This window comes from Alkalibacterium sp. m-11, from assembly GCF_054658155.1.
Genome location: NZ_BAAGIR010000013.1, coordinates 1 through 17,840, shown reverse-complemented (window position 1 = coordinate 17,840; position 17,840 = coordinate 1). Strand labels below are relative to the sequence as shown.

Genomic DNA, 17,840 nt, shown 5'->3' with positions numbered 1-17,840 from the left:
AATTAAATATGCGTATTGTGATTGTAACAGATAGCACGGCGTACTTAAATGAGCAGGAGTACAAAGAGGAAAATATTCATTTTGTACCTTTATCCTGTATCTTTGGGAAAAAAGTATATAAAGAAGAAATCGATATGACTACGGATGAATTCTTTGAAAAAGTTAGAGAAGCCGAACAGCTGCCGACGAGTTCGCAGCCTACTGTAGGGGATTTCACGGCTTTGTATGAAAGTCTGCAAGATGACTATGATGCAATCATCAGTATCCATCTGTCCAGCCGGATTTCGGGGACTTTCCAGAACGCGTTCAGCGTTGCGAAATCTATACAAGGTATTTCAGTCCACCCGGTTGATTCAGGTCTGGCAGGAGCAGGACTGGCTTTTCAGGTCAAGGAAGCTGCACGAATGGCCAAGCTGGGTAAATCAGTAAACGATATTATTGAGCGTATGGAAGAACTGAAATCAGAGACTGAAATCTATTTCGTTGTCGATGATCTGACAAATCTTATAAAAGGTGGACGTTTGTCTAAAACTGCCGGGGGAGTCGCGACATTGCTTAAGATAAAACCTGTTCTCACGATGAGAGCTGGAGAGATTATTCCATTCGACAAAATCAGAACCAAGAAAAAAGCAGTCAGAAAGATGGAGAGTGTCTTTGAAGAGTCTGTGAAAAACTCTCATTTTCCTATTCAGGCGACTGTTGTCCACGCCTACTGTGAAGAAGAAGCCAGAGAATTCATGGCATCCTTGGAAGAAAAGTATCCGACTGTCCGCTTCAACTTCAGTTTTCTGGGACCCGTCGTCGGCGTTCATACTGGCGAAGGAGCTATCGGAATGTCCTGGACGAAAGATTACTCCAGAATGTAAGCCACAGCATTTATATATTTATTCAAAGGTCACCCAAAGTGGTGGCCTTTTTTCGTGAGTTTTAAAATAGACGGACAATATATTAGTTAGCGGAAAACTATGATAAAAAGAGGAGGTAAGATAGGTGGACCTGACTAATCTGATTGGCAGGGAACTTCTGCTCAGTGATCTGCTCACTGAGTATACAGAAAGTGACCTCTCGGAGTGTACGTTACGTCCGGCATTTCATATAGTTAAAAGACGAGCTCAGTGCAGCAGGTGTGGGTCTTTATCCAAGCTTACTGAAATATACCCCTGTATCTGCGGGAACAATTGTATCTACTGTAGGTACTGCATTCAGCTAGGAAAGGTTAGAGCATGCGATAAACTAGTGACCTGTGAAGCGGCAGATTTGTTTTCAAAAAAGCCCGTACCCTATTTGAAATGGCAGGGGAGTTTGTCGGAGCAGCAGGAAAAGGCATCTAAAGAAATTGTTCTCTCTATTAAAGAATATACAGATCGTGTGGTATGGGCCGTTACTGGAGCTGGTAAAACAGAGATGCTGTTTAAAGGAATCAGTGAGGCATTGGAGGCGGGAAAGAGAGTCTGCGTGGCTTCACCCAGAATAGATGTCTGTCTGGAACTGGCTCCAAGGATTCAAGCAGCCTTTCCTGATATTCAGACTGCTCTGCTTTATGGAGGAGAGGAGTCTGTCTATATCTACACTCAGCTGGTGATTGCAACGACACATCAGCTCCTTCGATTTAAGGAGGCTTTTGACGTACTGATTATAGATGAAATTGACGCCTTTCCTTATTATCAGAATGAAGGACTGTACTATGCATCAGAAAAGGCAATTAAAAAACAGTCCAGTACTATTTATCTGACGGCTACACCTGACAGGAAGCTGCAGAGAAAAATTGCAAAGGGTCAGATCGAAGCCAGTATCCTGCCTGCGCGCTATCACGGCTACCCGCTTCCTGTGCCGAAAATCATCAGGGGAAAAGACATATTTTCTATGAGTGATATATCCGCCTCCAAAGTCTGCAGACAGATTCTGATGCTTATTTCTCGGGGACAGAAGTTTCTGCTGTTCATCCCGACCATCAGACTGATGGATAGCATTCTGCCAGCTCTAAGACGATTTTTCAGTACCACCAGATTTGAAAGTGTCCATGCTCAGGATCCATTCAGAAAAGAAAAAGTAGAGTCCATGCGGAAAGGAGAGCTGCAATTTTTGATAACAACCACTATTCTCGAAAGAGGCGTAACATTCAAAAATATCGATGTCATCGTTCTTGCTGCCGACCACGATGTCTACACGGAATCGGCTCTTGTACAGATTGCAGGAAGGGCCGGTCGGTCTGCTGACTATCCTGAAGGCAAAGTGACTTTTTATCTTGAAGAGTGGACCAGATCCTCCAAGGGAGCAGTACAACAGATCAGACAGATGAACAGACAAGCAGAAAAGAAAGGACTCCTCTTATGAGCAGATGTAAATGGTGCGGGACGATTCATTCGAATACCCTGACAATACATGCGCTGGTCCGCTTTGAACTGCAACCCGACACCTTATGTTTTCAGTGCAGAGAGAAACTGGAGAGTCTGAATGATCAACTGACGTGCAGAGGATGCAGCCGTATTCAAGACAAGACCGATTATTGCCTGGATTGTCTAAGCTGGCAGAAGACATATCAGGGACACACTCATATTCACGAGGCAATGTACGCTTACAACGAATTCGCCAGCCAGATCATCGAACAGTTCAAGTTCACAGGTGACTGCGTCATTGCCGAACTTTTCGTTAAAGAAGTAAAAGAGTATTTCAGAAAAATAGGACAGACAGCGTTGATTATTCCCATTCCTGTATCCAAAGAAAGTTATTCTGCCAGGGGGTTCAACCAGACAGAGCTACTTCTGGCTGTCTCGGGAGTCACGTACAATTCAGTTTTGGTAAACAGATATCAATGTGGAAGACAGTCAGGAAAAAACAGGAAACAGCGTCTTGAAAGTCCGCAGCCCTTTGATATAGATCCCTGTCATGGCGGACTGATTAGAGGGAAACCAGTTGTGCTGGTAGATGATATCTACACTACTGGTCGGACAATTTATCATGCCTTAGACCTGATTCTTCCGATGGAGCCTTCTTCTATCCGGTCCTTTTCACTATTCAGATAATGAAGAGAAGTCCAGATACAATTTCGTTGAGAAAGTAATCGCTCTCATGTATAATTGAAATAAGCAATAAAGGAATATAATTGCTTGATGATAATATTGGTTGTATAATTACAACTTATATTATACTAGATTTGGAAGGGTGAAGTATTATGCTTAGATACAATGTTAGAGGAGAAAACATTGAGGTGACTCAGGCAATTAGAGAGTATGTGGAGAAAAAGGTAGGGAAAATCGAGAAATATTTCAAGGATGTTCCTGAAGCTAATGCACACGTCAATCTGAAGACATACTCTGACAAAACAGCAAAAGTAGAAGTTACTATACCACTTCCGTATGTTGTCCTTCGTGCAGAGGAAACTTCCCCAGATTTATATGGAAGCGTAGATTTAGTCATTGATAAACTGGAAAGACAAATGAGAAAATATAAAACTAAAATCAATAGAAAAAACCGCCGTTCCCAAGGCGTAGTTGCGCATCAGCAAGCCGAGTCGGACTTATGGGCAGATCTGAACATTGAAGGCGACGACGAAGAAGAATTGAGCGCATCGATCGTCAGAACAAAACGTCTCAGTCTGAAACCGATGGATGCAGAAGAAGCGGTGCTTCAAATGGACATGCTGGGACATAACTTCTTCATTTTTGAAGATGCAGATACTAATGGAACAAGCATCGTATATAAACGTAAAGACGGAAAATATGGACTGATCGAAACAGATTGATTCATCGTTTCCAAAGGCGGGCAGCATGTCCGCCTTTTTTATGAACAAAAACAGAACACTGCTGTGGATATAAACTCTCAAGCCTTTTTTTTGCAGGATAATAGTGGTATGATAATAAAGTATGAGAAAATCCGGAAGTGTACGAAGAATCAACGAATAGAGGAGATTTGTATTCATGGCTCATTTATTAAAGCAGATTTTTGAGAACGATAAAAAAACGTTACGTCGATATGGGAAAATCGCCGATAAAATTGAAGCATTGTCAGCCGATATGGAAGCACTGTCTGACGATGAACTGAAAACTAAAACCGAAGAGTTTAAAAAGAGGTATTCTGCTGGAGAATCCCTGGATGATCTGCTGGTAGAAGCCTTTGCAGCTATCAGAGAAGGAGCGAGAAGAGTCCTGGGACTTTATCCATTCAGAGTTCAGCTAATGGGGGGGATTGCTCTTCACGAAGGAAATATCGCCGAGATGAAAACCGGTGAAGGTAAAACACTGACAGCGACTATGCCTGTATACCTCAATGCAATTTCAGGGGAAGGAGCTCACGTTGTTACAGTCAATGACTACCTGGCTACACGTGATGCTGATGAAATGGGTGAACTTTACCGTTGGATGGGACTGACTGTCGGGCTGAATCTGAACTCGAAATCATCTGAAGAAAAACGAGAAGCCTATAAATGCGATATCACCTATTCTACAAACAATGAACTGGGATTCGACTATTTAAGAGACAACATGGTAGTGTATAAAGAACAGATGGTTCAGCGTCCTTTGAACTTTGCGATCCTGGATGAGGTCGACTCGATCCTCGTTGATGAAGCGAGAACGCCTCTGATCATATCCGGTCAGGCCAATCGTTCGACTTCTTTCTATACGCGCTGTGACTTCTTCGTAAAAGGCTTGAAAGAAGAGGAAGACTACACAATCGATCTTCAGTCCAAATCGATTTCCCTTACTGAAGAAGGGATTGAAAAGGCTGAGAAGACTTTCCGTGTCTCCAACTTGTACGACATCGAAAACCAGGCCTTAGTGCATCACCTGGATCAGTCATTGAGAGCAAACTTTATCATGCACAAGGACTTCGATTATGTTGTTGACGAAGGTGCAGTAAAAATCGTTGACCAGTTTACGGGTCGTATCATGGAAGGGCGTCGTTACTCTGACGGACTTCACCAGGCGATCGAAGCGAAAGAAAATGTTGAGATCCAGAAAGAATCCAAAACTATGGCCACGATCACGTTCCAGAACTACTTCCGTATGTACAAGAAGCTGTCAGGGATGACGGGTACTGCCAAGACAGAGGAAGAAGAATTCAGAGAAATCTACAATATGAATGTTGTAGCTATTCCGACGAACCGTCCGCTTATCCGCGACGACCGTGACGATCTTCTATATCCGACTCTTGAGAGTAAATTCAATGCAGTGGTTCAGGACATCAAAGAACGTCATGCCAAAGGTCAGCCAGTACTTGTCGGTACGGTTGCAGTTGAAACATCAGAACTGATCAGCAAGCTGCTTAAAAAAGCCGGTGTGCCTCATGAAGTACTGAATGCTAAAAATCACTTCAGAGAAGCTGAAATTGTCGTGAATGCTGGACAACCTGGTGCGGTAACGATCGCAACAAATATGGCTGGTCGTGGTACTGACATCAAACTGGGACCTGGAGTCAAAGAACTCGGGGGACTGGCAGTTATCGGGACAGAACGTCACGAATCCAGACGTATCGATAATCAGTTGCGTGGACGTGCCGGCCGTCAGGGAGATCCGGGAGTATCACAATTCTATCTCTCTCTTGAAGACGATCTTATGAAACGATTCGGTTCAGAACGTATCCGCATGGTTCTCGAGCGGTTAAAAATTGCAGAAGACGATGCTGTGATCCAGAGTAAAATGATTAGCCGACAAGTGGAATCAGCTCAGAAGCGTGTGGAAGGGAACAACTATGATACCCGTCGTAATGTTTTGAAATACGATGATGTCATGAGAGAACAGCGTGAAGTCATTTATTCTCAGCGTCAGGAAGTGATTCTGGAACAGGAATCACTTGGTTATGTCACGCTTCCGATGATCAGAAGAACGATCGAGCGTTATGTTCAGCTGAATACTCAGCAGGAAGACAGAACGAAATGGAATCTGGCACACATTGAAGAATTTGCGCATACTGTACTTGTTCATCCAGAAGACCTGACACAGGATGACCTTAAAGGTAAGTCGGCTTCTCAGATCACTGACCTGCTAGTCGATTTGGCCCGTGCCAATTACGATGAGAAAACATCTCAGCTTAACGGTAAGGAACAGGTCCTTGAATTTGAGAAAGTGGTTATCCTTAGAGTCGTTGACCGTAAATGGACGGATCATATCGACCAGATGGATCAGCTGCGTCAAGGAATCGGACTGCGTTCATATGGACAGTTCAATCCACTGACCGAATATCAGCAGGAAGGTTTTACTCTGTTTGAGGAAATGATTGGAGAGATCGAGTACGAAGTGACTCGTCTGCTGATGAAATCTCAAATCAGACAGAACCTGCAAAGAGAACAGGTTACACCTAATGGCGGGAAGAAACAGAATGTCCGTCGAAAAAATAAAAAACCAACCTATTCTCACGATGAAGATACACATACGAGAATGGGATAAGAAGAATAGTGGGAGAAAGGAACGGATAACACGATCTGTTCCTTTTCCTTACGATTAAATGGAGGATGACTATGGAAATTAGTGAAATGTCTCAAAAATTAACTTCAGCCAAACAGAAGGTTGAAGACTTCAGGGGGTCTCTTTGACTTAGAGACGCTGGAAACAGATATAGCAGAGTATGATCATATGATGGCGGACCCCGATTTCTGGAACAACCAGGAGTCTGCCCAGAAAGTCATCAAAGAAGCAAATGAAGTGAAAAGTGTATACCAGTCATTCGCATCACTCGAAGCAAAAACTGAAGAAGTAGAACTTCTAATGGACATGCTAAGGGATGAAGATGATCCGGATATAAGAGAAGAAATAGAAATGACATTATCAGAGCTTGATAAAGCAGTCGAGCAGTTTGAGCTGGATATGCTGCTTAGCGAGCCGTATGACAAGAACAATGCGATTATCGAGCTTCATCCTGGTGCCGGCGGAACGGAATCTCAGGACTGGGGTGAAATGCTTTACCGCATGTATACACGCTGGATCGATAAGAAAGGCTTCAGTTATGAGGTGCTTGAATACCAGAGTGGTGATGAAGCTGGTATCAAGAGTGTGACCCTGTTGGTTAAAGGAATGAATGCATATGGTATGCTGAAAGCTGAAAAAGGGGTCCACCGTCTAGTGCGGATCTCTCCATTTGATTCAAGTGGTCGCCGTCACACGTCATTTGTCTCAATTGATGTGACACCTGAAATCAATGATGATATTGATATCGAGATCAACCCGGATGATATAAGAGTCGATACATTCAGAGCGAGTGGAGCAGGAGGACAGCACATCAACAAAACAGAGTCAGCTGTCAGAATCACTCATAAAGAAACAGGACTTGTCGCATCCAGTCAGGCTGGACGATCACAGCTGGCTAACAGAGAAACAGCTATGAATATGCTGAAAGCTAAACTGTATCAGAAAGAAATGGAAGAGAAACAGAAAGAAATGGATGAAATAAGAGGAGAACAAAAAGAAATAGGGTGGGGTTCGCAGATCAGATCCTATGTGTTCCATCCTTACTCGATGGTGAAGGATCACAGGACAAATTACGAGACGGGTAATACTGATGCCGTTATGGACGGGGATCTGGATCCGTTTATCGAGTCTTATCTTCGAGCCTCAATGAATCGCTCTTAAATTACCTGTTTATTATAATCAGGGATAAATATGCATATAAAAGAATGGTACGGATGAAAATCGGATCATTCTTTTATTGTTATTGTTCAGAATTTAGTACTAAGTAAAATTATAGGGCTGGACAGCAGACATTTTCAGCAGCATTTGAAAAGATAAATAGAACTCCTCGCCTGATTTAAATATTCATTAATATAAGTATTATTAGGTAGCAAGTGAACAGTTATCAATATGTCCTGAATTGTCAAAAATCGGACATAATTATATGTCAAACGTGTATTTATGTATGTAACAAACGATTTGGTTTGTTAATCCCAAAAAAAAAGAATATCCGTTGTGTTTATAATATAATTTCCCATTTATGATTAAAATAAAGTTAAAAGTGGGGAGGTGTGTTGAATTAGGTTATATAAAACATGTTATTTACACTATAATAATACGATTTCCTTACAATGAAATATTTTTGTAATTGTTTTAAAACAGACATCTGTTTTCCCGATGATATACTAATGAAGGCTGGAATAAGCCACACACATAGCAGACCAGAAGTTAAGAAGTTAAAATTTCAATAGATAGGTGATTATTTAATGATAGAAATGACTAATGTCTACAAAAAGTACCCTAATGGCATCACTGCTATAAATGGTCTCGATGTAAGAATCGACCAAGGTGAATTTGTATATGTTGTAGGTCCAAGTGGAGCGGGTAAATCTACTTTTATAAAAATGATTTACAGAGAAGAAGTTCCAACTAAAGGAAATGTAAAAGTAGGGGAATTTGACTTAGTGAAACTGAAAGCTAAGAAAGTACCTTTCCTCAGAAGACATGTCGGCGTGGTCTATCAGGACTTTAAACTCCTGCCAAGACTGACCGTATATGAGAACGTCGCTTATGCGATGCAGGTTGTTGGTAAAAATCCGAAACAGATTCAGAAACGTGTACTGGAAGTCCTCGATCTTGTTGGACTGAAACACAAAGTTCGCATGTTTCCAAATGAACTGTCCGGTGGAGAACAGCAGCGTGTAGCGATTGCTCGAGCAATTACTAATATGCCGCGAGTGCTAATCGCAGACGAACCGACGGGTAACTTAGACCCTGAAACAGCATGGGGGATTATGGATTTGCTTGAAGAAATCAACAATCGGGGAACAACGGTCATCATGGCAACGCACAACAGTGACATTGTGAACCGAGTAAGGCATAGAGTACTGGCAGTTGAAAACGGCCGTATTGCCCGTGACCAGGAAGAAGGGGGATACGGATATGAAAGCTAGAACATTCTGGAGACATATTAAAGAATCATTTAAAAGTATTAAACGTAACGGATGGATGACTTTCGCGGCGGTCAGTGCAGTTGCAGTTACCCTGCTTCTTGTAGGGAGTTTCATCGCAATCCTGATGAACGTCAATAAACTTGCAACAGATGTTGAAGAAGATGTTAGTGTCAGAGTTTATATCGATCTGGCAGCTGAAGAAGAAGATCAGGAAGCTCTGCAGCAGAACCTTGAAGAGCTGGATGAAGTGGAACAGGTTGTATTCTCAAGCAGAGATGACGAACTGAGTCAGGTTATCGGAAGTTACGGTGACGAATTTGGTCTGTTTGAGGGTGATGACAACCCGCTTCACGATGTGTTCATCGTCAATACCGCAGCACCTGAAGTTACATCGGACGTAGCTGACCAGACTGAAGACATGAACTTTGTAGCGGATGTAAACTATGGCGGTGCGACGGCTGACCGATTGTTCGAAGTCATGGCTACTGTGAGGAATGTCGGAGCAGTTATCATTGTTGCACTGATTTTCACAGCTGTCTTCCTAATTGCGAACACGATAAGGATGACGATTTTCTCAAGAAGAACCGAAATCGAGATCATGAAACTAGTTGGTGCGACAAACTGGTTCATCCGTTGGCCGTTCCTCATTGAAGGAGCGCTTATCGGGTTTATCGGAGCACTGATACCAGTTTCAATCATCTCTTATATTTATCTTAGTGGATTTGATACCATCATGACTTATCTGTCAGGAACCTATTTTGCCTTACTGGAACCAAATCCGTTCCTGATTCAGCTAGTTGCACTTCTTCTGATGATCGGTGTCGTCATTGGTAGTGTCGGATCATCACTATCCATCAGAAAATTCCTGAAAGTTTAAGATCATTTAAGGAGAGGGGCTTCCCTCTCGTACATATAAAAACAAAATAGCAGAGAAGAGGCAGACAGACGTGGATATTAGAAGTAAATTTAAGAATGCGATTGTAGCAGGGATAATTGGAATGACTGTGTTGAGTGGAATACCGTTTAAAGCAGAGGCTACTCCTCTTACAGAAGGGGACTACTCTGAACAAATGGACGCTCTTGATTCGAAGGAAGAAGAAGCAGAACAGAGACTGAAAGAAATTGCTGAAAAAATCGAAGCGACTGAAAAGGAAGCTGAAGAATTGGTTCAGCAGCTTCAGGAAACAACCGACGAACTGCAGGCAATTCAGAAAGAAATAAGTACCGTTTCTAAACAGATTGAACAGAGAGAAGAGCAGCTTCAGTCTCAAATTCGTGCGTTGCAAGTCACTGGACAATCCGGAAATGTTCTCAGATTTATTTTAGATTCCGAGTCACTTGGCGATGCGTTCGGGCGTATCGATGTGGTGAACACCCTGTTTTCTGCGAACCAGAATCTTATGGAAAAACAGATAGAGGACAAAGAGCTGATTGCAGCAAATGAACGTCTGACTATCAAAAAACAGGAAGAACAGACTCTTTTGGCTGCCAACCTGGAAAATTCTAAAGTTCAGCTGGAAGAAAATCAAGCCGAGCAGGAAATGATGATGGCTGCCATTGCAGCAGAACGCTCCCAAGTAAGAGAAGAAAGAGAAGCATTCTTAGCACAGCAGCGTGAAAGTCAGCGTCGTCTGGAAGAAATTCAGACATCAAGAACAGCTGCTGAATCAGCGGCTCCAGTCAATGTGTCACAGGCGACTGAGGAAGAACAGGTCAGTACTAGTTCTTCCAGCAAGCCAGCTGAAGAAAAAGCAGAGCCTGCAGCACCAGCCGCATCAGGTGGGGTGATCAGTAACGCACATAGTCTGACAGGATCCCCTTATTCATATGGCGGTACGACACCTGCAGGATTCGACTGTTCAGGTTATACCCAGTTTGTTTTCCGTCGTGCTGGAAGAAGCATTCCAAGAAGTGCAGCAGCACAGTTCGGAGCCAGCAGACGTGTTTCATTGTCAGAAGCGCAGCCTGGGGATCTGATTTTCTTCAACCAGTCAGGTTCAGTCGACCACGTAGGTATTTACCTTGGTGGGGGCCGCTTTATTGGTGCACAGACTTCCACTGGCGTAGCAGTAGCTTCATTTACATCAGGTTACTGGTCTAACTATGTAGCAGGTTTTGGACGTCCATAAATTATTTAAACCTTTCATTCATCGATTATTATCGATAAGTGAAAGGTTTTTTTATTTATCCTCAAGTTTTTGTCAGAACAGGCCCCTATTTTCCAAGTGGGTATGATAAAATGATGAAGAGAAAGAAAAGAAGGGATGACCAGCATGACCGTATTGCAAAATATTCTACTCGCACTAGTTTTATTCATCTTACAGCCGATCTTTCTTGTCGGAATTGCACTCGTTTTTATAGCGAAGAGCAGACGTTTCAAGTACGCACGTCATCAATTAAGAGCAAGCATATACAAGGACCATTATGAACTGAAGCGATTCTTCTTATGGGGACTGATACCAGGGGCCATCCTGTCTGCTGTTTCTTTCATTGCGGGACTTCCGGTCAGTCTTGACTGGATCATTGCCTATCAGATCGTTACGCTGCTCATGCTTGGTTTCGGCTACCGTTTTCTTCATCCGGTATTTACGTTCAGTCTCTCAGCATTACTGATTCTTGCTCTGGGTTTTTTCGTGCCAGAGAATATGAGTCTCACAGTAATTGTCGGTCAGTTCAACAGCCCGCTCATACAAGGAGACAGTTTGTCTTTTCAGGGGCTGCAACCGATATTGGGACTGGTTATCCTAGTTTTACTGAGCACGATTCTTACTCTTCATATAGCTAAAATCAATCAGTTTACTCCACGCTTTCTGAAAACGAAGCGAGGAAAACTCGTTGCCCGATACCGTATGACACCATTATGGCTGATTCCTCTAGTGGTTGTCGTTCCCGGGACTACCTTCACCCAACTGTTTGACTGGTGGCCTGTTTTTTCAATCGGCGGTCAGCCCTATTCATTTCTGATCCTGCCTGTTCTGGTAGGCTTCAGGTATACAGTACAGGCTCAGATGCCGACACAGGCTAAGAACTTGCTGGTAAAAGACTTTGTCAGCTTATCCGTCATAGGCGTCATCCTGTTTGCACTAACTTTCTGGCAGGTTGAACTAGCAGCTGTAGGATTAGCTGTCCTTCTCCTTGGTGGAGTGATTGTGCTTTATAGACACAGACTTCGGGAAAGGAAATGGAACTTCCGGTTTGGACCTGCTGAAGAAGGCCTGCGTGTAGTAGGCGTAAGACCCGGCAGTCCTGCCGAAAAAATGGACATTGAAATTGGGGATACGATACTGGAGTCTAACCAGAAAAAACTTGAACGTGCGGAAGATTTTACCGAATCCCTCTTTCTGAGCCGCTCCTACTGCAAGCTTAAGATAAAACGTGTTGATGGTGAGCTGGTCATGACAGAAACCGCACTGTATGAAAACGATCCTCATGATCTCGGTGTTGTTCTCCTGGAAGAAATTAGTTTGGTTAAATAAATGATGTCCACAGGTTGGATTCAATGGTGACAATTTGAGATAAAATTAAAACAGCATGGTTCTGATCTTTCCTGCAGTTATTCAGGAAGTCAGGACCGTGCTGTTTTTGTCTGCACATTAAGAGCAATATAGAACCGGAGAATATTTTATTACAGACGTGTTTATTAAAGGCTTGATAAATTGCGAATACATGGTAAAATGTACATATGAAAAGTTGTTCATATTTAAAAAATACGTATTATGTAAAAGGAGAATGTCTATGTCCCTTTCCGGTGAAACAATCAGCGAAGTGACTGATCTGTTTAAAGCATTAAGTGATCCTGGACGTCTGAAAATAATTTATGCACTTTCTGATTCTGAAATGAGCGTGACTGAACTGGCTGAAAGCCTTGAGGTTGAACAGTCAGCGCTCTCTCACCAGCTCAAGATACTGAAAAATGTCCGGCTTGTAGGTGTTAGAAGAGAAGGCAGAAAAAGGGTGTATTCTCTAGCTGATGACCATGTCTATAACTTACTCACACAAGTCATATCCCATGCAAATGAAAAGAGGTAATCATATGATAACGTATAAGATCAAAGGACTGCACTGCGGGAACTGCAGTACCGAACTGGAGACAAGAATCAATGCGAGTCAGCACGATGCAGCAGTCAGCATTGATTATGATCACAGAGAGCTCACTGTGGATGAAAGTAAAGCGGACCTAAAGGCAATTTTTAAAATACTGGAGTTTAATAAACTGACATTAATTGACAGTCATGAGGAGACTGATTCAACTGATCATCAGCATGGACATCACGACCACGATCATCATGGACTGACAGGCATGCAGAGTCAGTCAGCAACAACTAAAATCACGGTTGTTTTCTATTTGAACCTCATGTTCTCGATTATCGAATTTATTTTTGGCTTTCTATTTAATAGTATGGCCATCGTTAGTGATGCCGTTCATGACTTAGGTGATGCTTTATCCGTTGGGGCAGCAGGATATTTTGAAAGACTATCAGGTAAAGAAGCTAATGACCAGTACAGTTTCGGCCATCAGCGCTTTTCCCTTCTTGGGGCTCTGCTTACATCTGTTGTTCTGATTGGTGGGTCTGCACTTGTTATTTTTCATTCTGTTCCACGTATATTTTCGCCGGAACCAGTCAATTATCAGGGGATGTTATGGCTCGCTATAGCTGCAATTGGAGCGAACGGTTTTGCTGCGTGGCTCATGAGTAAAGGACACTCACATAACGAATCCCTTATCAATCTGCACATGATCGAAGACTTACTGGGATGGCTTGGTGTATTGGCAGTCAGCGTCACTTTACATTTTACCGACTGGTATTACCTTGATCCTCTTTTATCGGTAGCGGTTGCTCTCTTCATTATGATCAAGACCTGGCCGTTATTCAAAGAGACGATTCAAGTCTTTCTTGAAGCTACACCCAAAAATATCTCTAGGCCGACAATTGAAGAGCTGCTCATACGGTCTGAAGAAGTAACGAATATCAGTCACCTTCATATCTGGTCAATCGACGGGCGGGAACATGCACTGACAGTCACATTAAGTACAGGCTGCTCTGATCAGAAGCGACTCGAAGAGGTCAAGACAAGCATCAGACAGGAACTGGTCAAGAAGAATATTACTCACAGCACAATCGAGTTTGTTTATGACCCAGCTGACATTCTGAAAAAAAGATTTGAAAACGGGTAAGATAGTTGTTAGTATAAAGTAACTTTAGGCACAAACAGGGGGAGATACATTATGGGAATGCATGAATATTTTAAAAGTTTAAGTGATCTGGAAAAAATATACCGCTGCCCGGGAAAGTTTAAGTTCGAGGAACATTCTGTTGCCTCACATTCATTCAAAGTCACAAAAATTGCTCAGTTTCTGGGGACAGTAGAAGAATATCACGGCAATGAAATCAACTGGAAAGCCTTGTATGAAAAAGCACTTAATCATGACTACGCCGAGATTTTTATTGGGGACATTAAAACGCCTGTCAAATATGCCGATCCGGACTTAAGAGAGCGGCTGGCAAACGTAGAAGAATCAATGACGCATCATTTCATTGAGCAGGAAATTCCTAAAGAGTTTCAGGCGATATACTATGAACGTTTGAAAGAAGGGAAAGATGATACCCTTGAAGGAAAAATTCTGTCAGTTGCAGATAAGGTCGATCTTTTATATGAGTCCTTCGGGGAAATTCAGAAAGGTAATCCAGAGAATCTCTTTACTGAAATCTATCAGGAGTCACTTGATACCATTCTGGAATTTAAAGAAATGGTCTCTGTAAAATATATTCTGTCTGAAATTCTGCCTGATCTGCTCAGCGGTGAATTTACAAATCAGTCGGAACTTGAGAAAATTTCAGAAAAAATACTCAAGCACCATAATATAGAACAAACATTCGCTTTAGGAGAGTGAGTGTGATATACTATCAGAGTAATTTGGAGGAAAGGGTACGCTCTTTCCTTTTTATGTACCGCCAGACCAAGTCAAATAGTCGAATATTCAGAATGAAAAACGTACAATAAAGATACCATGAGCGTGATAAATTAGATCAATGGCAAAGGAAGGCAATAGAATGGCAAACGATAAAATAGAAGTGAGAGGCGCAAGGTCGCATAATCTTAAAAATGTGGATGTGACGATTCCTAGAGACAAACTGGTTGTAATGACGGGGTTGTCAGGATCGGGAAAAAGTTCGCTGGCATTTGATACTTTGTATGTAGAGGGACAGCGGCGCTATGTTGAGTCGCTGTCTGCCTATGCTAGACAGTTCTTAGGTCAGATGGACAAACCGGACGTCGACAGCATAGAAGGGCTCAGTCCTGCAATTTCCATTGACCAGAAAACCACGAGTAACAACCCCCGTTCGACAGTAGGAACGGTTACTGAAATCAATGACTACCTGCGCCTGATGTATGCCCGTATAGGCAAGCCGATCTGTCCGAACGACGGCACTGAAATATCAAGTCAGTCCATCGAACAGATGGTTGATCGTATACTGGAGTATCCAGAACGCACACGTCTGCAGATCCTGTCTCCGATCGTCAAAGAGAAAAAGGGACAGCATAAAAAAGTGCTTGAGAAAATCAAAAGTGAAGGTTATGTCCGACTGAGAGTGGATAACGAAGTCATGGATATCGGCGACGAGATTGAACTGGATAAGAATAAAAAACATTCGATCGAAGTCATCATTGACCGTATCGTAGTAAAAGATGGTATCCGTTCCCGACTGTTTGATTCTGTTGAAGCGGCGCTGTCACTGGCAGACGGCTATGTCATAGCTGATATCATCGATCAAGAAGAGATTCTGTTCAGTGAACACTATGCCTGTCCAGTCTGCGGCTTTACTCTTCCGCCGTTAGAACCTAGACTGTTTTCATTCAATGCGCCATTTGGTGCGTGTTCTGAATGTGATGGTCTTGGAACAAAACTTGAAGTAGATGTTGATCTTGTGATTCCGGACAGAAGCCTGTCTCTGGATGATGGAGCGATACTGCCCTGGCAGCCGATCAGTTCCAATTATTATCCTCAGATGCTGTCCCAGGCATGTGATGCTTTTGACATTGATACAACTGTGCCTTTTGAGGCTCTGCCTAAGAAGAAACAGACTATCGTATTGAATGGATCAGGTACCAAGAAATTCCATTTTCATTATAAAAATGATTTTGGAAGTGTAAGAGACACAATGATTCCTTTTGAAGGAGTCCTGAACAACATCTCGAGACGATACCATGAAACCAACAGTGACTTTACCCGCAATCAGATGCAGCAGTATATGACAGAACTGGAATGTCATGTCTGTCATGGGAAACGTCTCAACAGAGAGGCCTTGTCAGTCAAGGTTCGAGGAGAAGATATCGGAGATGTCAGCAGTTATTCAGTTGAAAAAGCACACACCTTTTTTGATGAGCTCTCTCTTTCTGACACAGATACGACAATCGCTGCCCCAATTAAGAAAGAAATCAAGGACCGGTTGTCATTCCTTCGTAATGTCGGTCTGGATTATCTGACTTTGAACAGAAAAGCAGGAACTTTGTCAGGTGGAGAGGCTCAGCGTATTCGTCTTGCGACACAAATTGGATCGAATCTGTCCGGCGTACTCTATATACTTGATGAGCCGTCTATAGGGCTTCATCAGAGGGACAATAACCGACTGATCGATTCCCTAAAAAAAATGAGAGATCTTGGTAACACCCTGGTTGTCGTAGAACATGACGAAGATACCATGCGGGCAGCTGACTATCTGATTGACATTGGTCCCGGTGCCGGAGAAAACGGGGGAGAAGTGGTTGCTATGGGTACGCCTGAAGAAATCGAACAGCATCCTGATTCTATCACCGGGGCATATCTATCCGGCAAGAAAGCCATTCCTGTCCCTGCTGAACGACGACACGAAGATCACGGGACGATTGAAATCAAAGGAGCGGCCGAAAACAACTTGAAAAATGTGGATGTCACTTTTCCTTTAGGACGATTCACAGCCGTCACAGGGGTATCCGGCTCAGGTAAAAGTTCATTGGTCAATGAGATACTGAAAAAGGCTCTGGCACGTGAAGTAGGGCGTTCCAAAGCTCGTCCTGGCAAATATAAGTCGATCAAAGGATATGAACAGCTTGAAAAAGTCATCGATATCGATCAGAGTCCAATCGGAAGAACACCTAGAAGTAACCCGGCGACCTATACGAGTGTATTCGATGACATCAGAGATTTGTTTGCCAAAACGAATGAAGCCAAGATGCGTGGATACAAAAAAGGACGCTTCAGCTTCAACGTCAAGGGCGGACGGTGTGAGGCGTGCAGAGGAGATGGCATACTGAAAATCGAGATGCATTTCCTGCCTGATGTATATGTTCCGTGCGAAATCTGTCACGGGACACGCTACAACTCAGAAACACTTGAAATAAAGTATAAAGGAAAGAATATTTCAGAAGTGCTCGGCATGACGATTGAAGAAGCCGTCGACTTTTTCTCTAATATTCCAAAAATCGAGCGGAAACTTCAGACGATTATTGATGTCGGCTTAGGCTATATGACTCTTGGTCAGCCCGCTACGACATTATCAGGAGGAGAAGCTCAAAGAATGAAGTTGGCCAGTGAGCTGCATAAACGTCAGAATGGCCACAACTTCTATATTCTAGATGAGCCGACGACAGGCCTGCATGCCGATGACATTGCCCGTCTGCTGGAAGTTCTCGACCGACTGGTTGAAGCAGGAAATACCGTTCTTGTTATCGAACACAACCTTGATGTCATCAAGGTAGCGGATCATATTATAGATCTGGGACCTGAAGGTGGAGCCGGTGGGGGAACGATTATTGCAACAGGTACACCTGAGGAAATCGCAGAGTGTGAAAAAAGTTATACGGGCCACTTCCTGAAATCTATCCTGGATAAAGTCCCGCAGTGAACTACCCACCACTTAAATCCTCCGGATTTTGAAGTGGGGGCTTCCTACGAACTCCATTCTTGTCTGCACAGATTTCATGCAGACAGAGGAATCGGATATGGGTAGGCTCAAAAGGCAGTCCC

The 17,840-nt window shown here is 43.0% G+C and carries 14 protein-coding genes; all 14 read left to right on the top strand.

Going from position 1 to position 17,840, the window contains the following annotated elements; all coding sequences use genetic code 11:
* Positions 1-8 precede the first annotated feature (8 nt).
* The 14 genes from ACYQ2O_RS02900 to uvrA all read left to right on the top strand — a co-directional run bounded on the left by ACYQ2O_RS02900 (position 9) and on the right by uvrA (position 17,718).
* The gene (locus ACYQ2O_RS02900) at positions 9-866 is read left to right on the top strand and encodes a DegV family protein (protein WP_459795942.1); all 858 of its coding nucleotides are present in this window, start codon (positions 9-11) and stop codon (positions 864-866) included.
* Between the two features lie 391 nt (positions 867-1,257).
* Positions 1,258-2,334 (top strand): DEAD/DEAH box helicase, encoded by a 1,077-nt coding sequence (locus ACYQ2O_RS02895; protein WP_459795941.1) that lies wholly within the window; start codon positions 1,258-1,260, stop codon positions 2,332-2,334.
* Entirely contained in the window at positions 2,331-3,023 is a 693-nt protein-coding gene (locus ACYQ2O_RS02890; RefSeq protein ID WP_459795940.1) for a ComF family protein, read from the top strand. Before ACYQ2O_RS02895 ends, ACYQ2O_RS02890 begins: the two co-directional genes overlap by 4 nt.
* 149 nt (positions 3,024-3,172) lie before the next feature.
* Positions 3,173-3,742: a ribosome hibernation-promoting factor, HPF/YfiA family gene (gene hpf / locus ACYQ2O_RS02885; RefSeq protein ID WP_459795939.1), complete on the top strand. Its 570-nt coding sequence runs from the start codon at positions 3,173-3,175 to the stop codon at positions 3,740-3,742.
* A gap of 175 nt (positions 3,743-3,917) precedes the next feature.
* Positions 3,918-6,383 carry a preprotein translocase subunit SecA gene (secA, locus tag ACYQ2O_RS02880; RefSeq protein WP_459795938.1) on the top strand — a complete coding sequence of 822 codons (2,466 nt, stop codon included), beginning with the start codon at positions 3,918-3,920 and terminating at the stop codon, positions 6,381-6,383.
* A 71-nt stretch (positions 6,384-6,454) separates the two neighbouring features.
* Positions 6,455-7,562, top strand: a protein-coding gene (gene prfB / locus ACYQ2O_RS02875) for a peptide chain release factor 2 (RefSeq protein WP_346025272.1) whose coding sequence is annotated in 2 segments (ribosomal slippage) — positions 6,455-6,526 and positions 6,528-7,562 — 1,107 coding nt in all. Because the reading frame shifts where the segments join, the coding sequence is not laid out codon by codon here.
* Between the two features lie 584 nt (positions 7,563-8,146).
* Positions 8,147-8,833, top strand: a complete 687-nt coding sequence (ftsE, locus tag ACYQ2O_RS02870; RefSeq protein WP_346025273.1) for a cell division ATP-binding protein FtsE — start codon at positions 8,147-8,149, stop codon at positions 8,831-8,833.
* On the top strand, positions 8,823-9,710 hold the full coding sequence (ftsX, locus tag ACYQ2O_RS02865; protein ID WP_346025274.1) for a permease-like cell division protein FtsX: 888 nt from the start codon (positions 8,823-8,825) through the stop codon (positions 9,708-9,710). The genes ftsE and ftsX overlap by 11 nt, the downstream gene beginning before the upstream one ends.
* 70 nt (positions 9,711-9,780) lie before the next feature.
* Complete coding sequence (locus tag ACYQ2O_RS02860; protein WP_346025275.1) at positions 9,781-10,962, top strand: C40 family peptidase; 1,182 nt, start codon at positions 9,781-9,783, stop codon at positions 10,960-10,962.
* Between the two features lie 144 nt (positions 10,963-11,106).
* A complete protein-coding gene (locus ACYQ2O_RS02855; protein ID WP_346025276.1) occupies positions 11,107-12,309 on the top strand; it encodes a PDZ domain-containing protein in 1,203 nt (400 codons plus the stop codon).
* Positions 12,310-12,568: 259 nt separating this feature from the next.
* Positions 12,569-12,862 (top strand): ArsR/SmtB family transcription factor, encoded by a 294-nt coding sequence (locus tag ACYQ2O_RS02850; protein WP_346025277.1) that lies wholly within the window; start codon positions 12,569-12,571, stop codon positions 12,860-12,862.
* Between the two features lie 4 nt (positions 12,863-12,866).
* On the top strand, positions 12,867-14,009 hold the full coding sequence (locus tag ACYQ2O_RS02845; protein ID WP_346025278.1) for a cation transporter: 1,143 nt from the start codon (positions 12,867-12,869) through the stop codon (positions 14,007-14,009).
* Positions 14,010-14,060: 51 nt separating this feature from the next.
* Positions 14,061-14,726 carry a YfbR-like 5'-deoxynucleotidase gene (locus ACYQ2O_RS02840; protein ID WP_346025279.1) on the top strand — a complete coding sequence of 222 codons (666 nt, stop codon included), beginning with the start codon at positions 14,061-14,063 and terminating at the stop codon, positions 14,724-14,726.
* A gap of 160 nt (positions 14,727-14,886) precedes the next feature.
* Positions 14,887-17,718, top strand: a complete 2,832-nt coding sequence (uvrA, locus tag ACYQ2O_RS02835; RefSeq protein ID WP_346025280.1) for an excinuclease ABC subunit UvrA — start codon at positions 14,887-14,889, stop codon at positions 17,716-17,718.
* The last annotated feature ends 122 nt before the right edge of the window (positions 17,719-17,840 follow it).

Bases quoted from the DNA above. Each gene is read 5' to 3' on its own strand.
- ACYQ2O_RS02900 (WP_459795942.1), top strand. From the start codon at position 9: ATGCGTATTGTGATTGTAACAGATAGCACGGCGTACTTAAATGAGCAG.
- ACYQ2O_RS02890 (WP_459795940.1), top strand. From the start codon at position 2,331: ATGAGCAGATGTAAATGGTGCGGGACGATTCATTCGAATACCCTGACA.
- hpf (WP_459795939.1), top strand. From the start codon at position 3,173: ATGCTTAGATACAATGTTAGAGGAGAAAACATTGAGGTGACTCAGGCA.
- secA (WP_459795938.1), top strand. From the start codon at position 3,918: ATGGCTCATTTATTAAAGCAGATTTTTGAGAACGATAAAAAAACGTTA.
- ftsE (WP_346025273.1), top strand. From the start codon at position 8,147: ATGATAGAAATGACTAATGTCTACAAAAAGTACCCTAATGGCATCACT.
- ftsX (WP_346025274.1), top strand. From the start codon at position 8,823: ATGAAAGCTAGAACATTCTGGAGACATATTAAAGAATCATTTAAAAGT.
- ACYQ2O_RS02855 (WP_346025276.1), top strand. From the start codon at position 11,107: ATGACCGTATTGCAAAATATTCTACTCGCACTAGTTTTATTCATCTTA.
- ACYQ2O_RS02850 (WP_346025277.1), top strand. From the start codon at position 12,569: ATGTCCCTTTCCGGTGAAACAATCAGCGAAGTGACTGATCTGTTTAAA.
- ACYQ2O_RS02845 (WP_346025278.1), top strand. From the start codon at position 12,867: ATGATAACGTATAAGATCAAAGGACTGCACTGCGGGAACTGCAGTACC.
- ACYQ2O_RS02840 (WP_346025279.1), top strand. From the start codon at position 14,061: ATGGGAATGCATGAATATTTTAAAAGTTTAAGTGATCTGGAAAAAATA.
- uvrA (WP_346025280.1), top strand. From the start codon at position 14,887: ATGGCAAACGATAAAATAGAAGTGAGAGGCGCAAGGTCGCATAATCTT.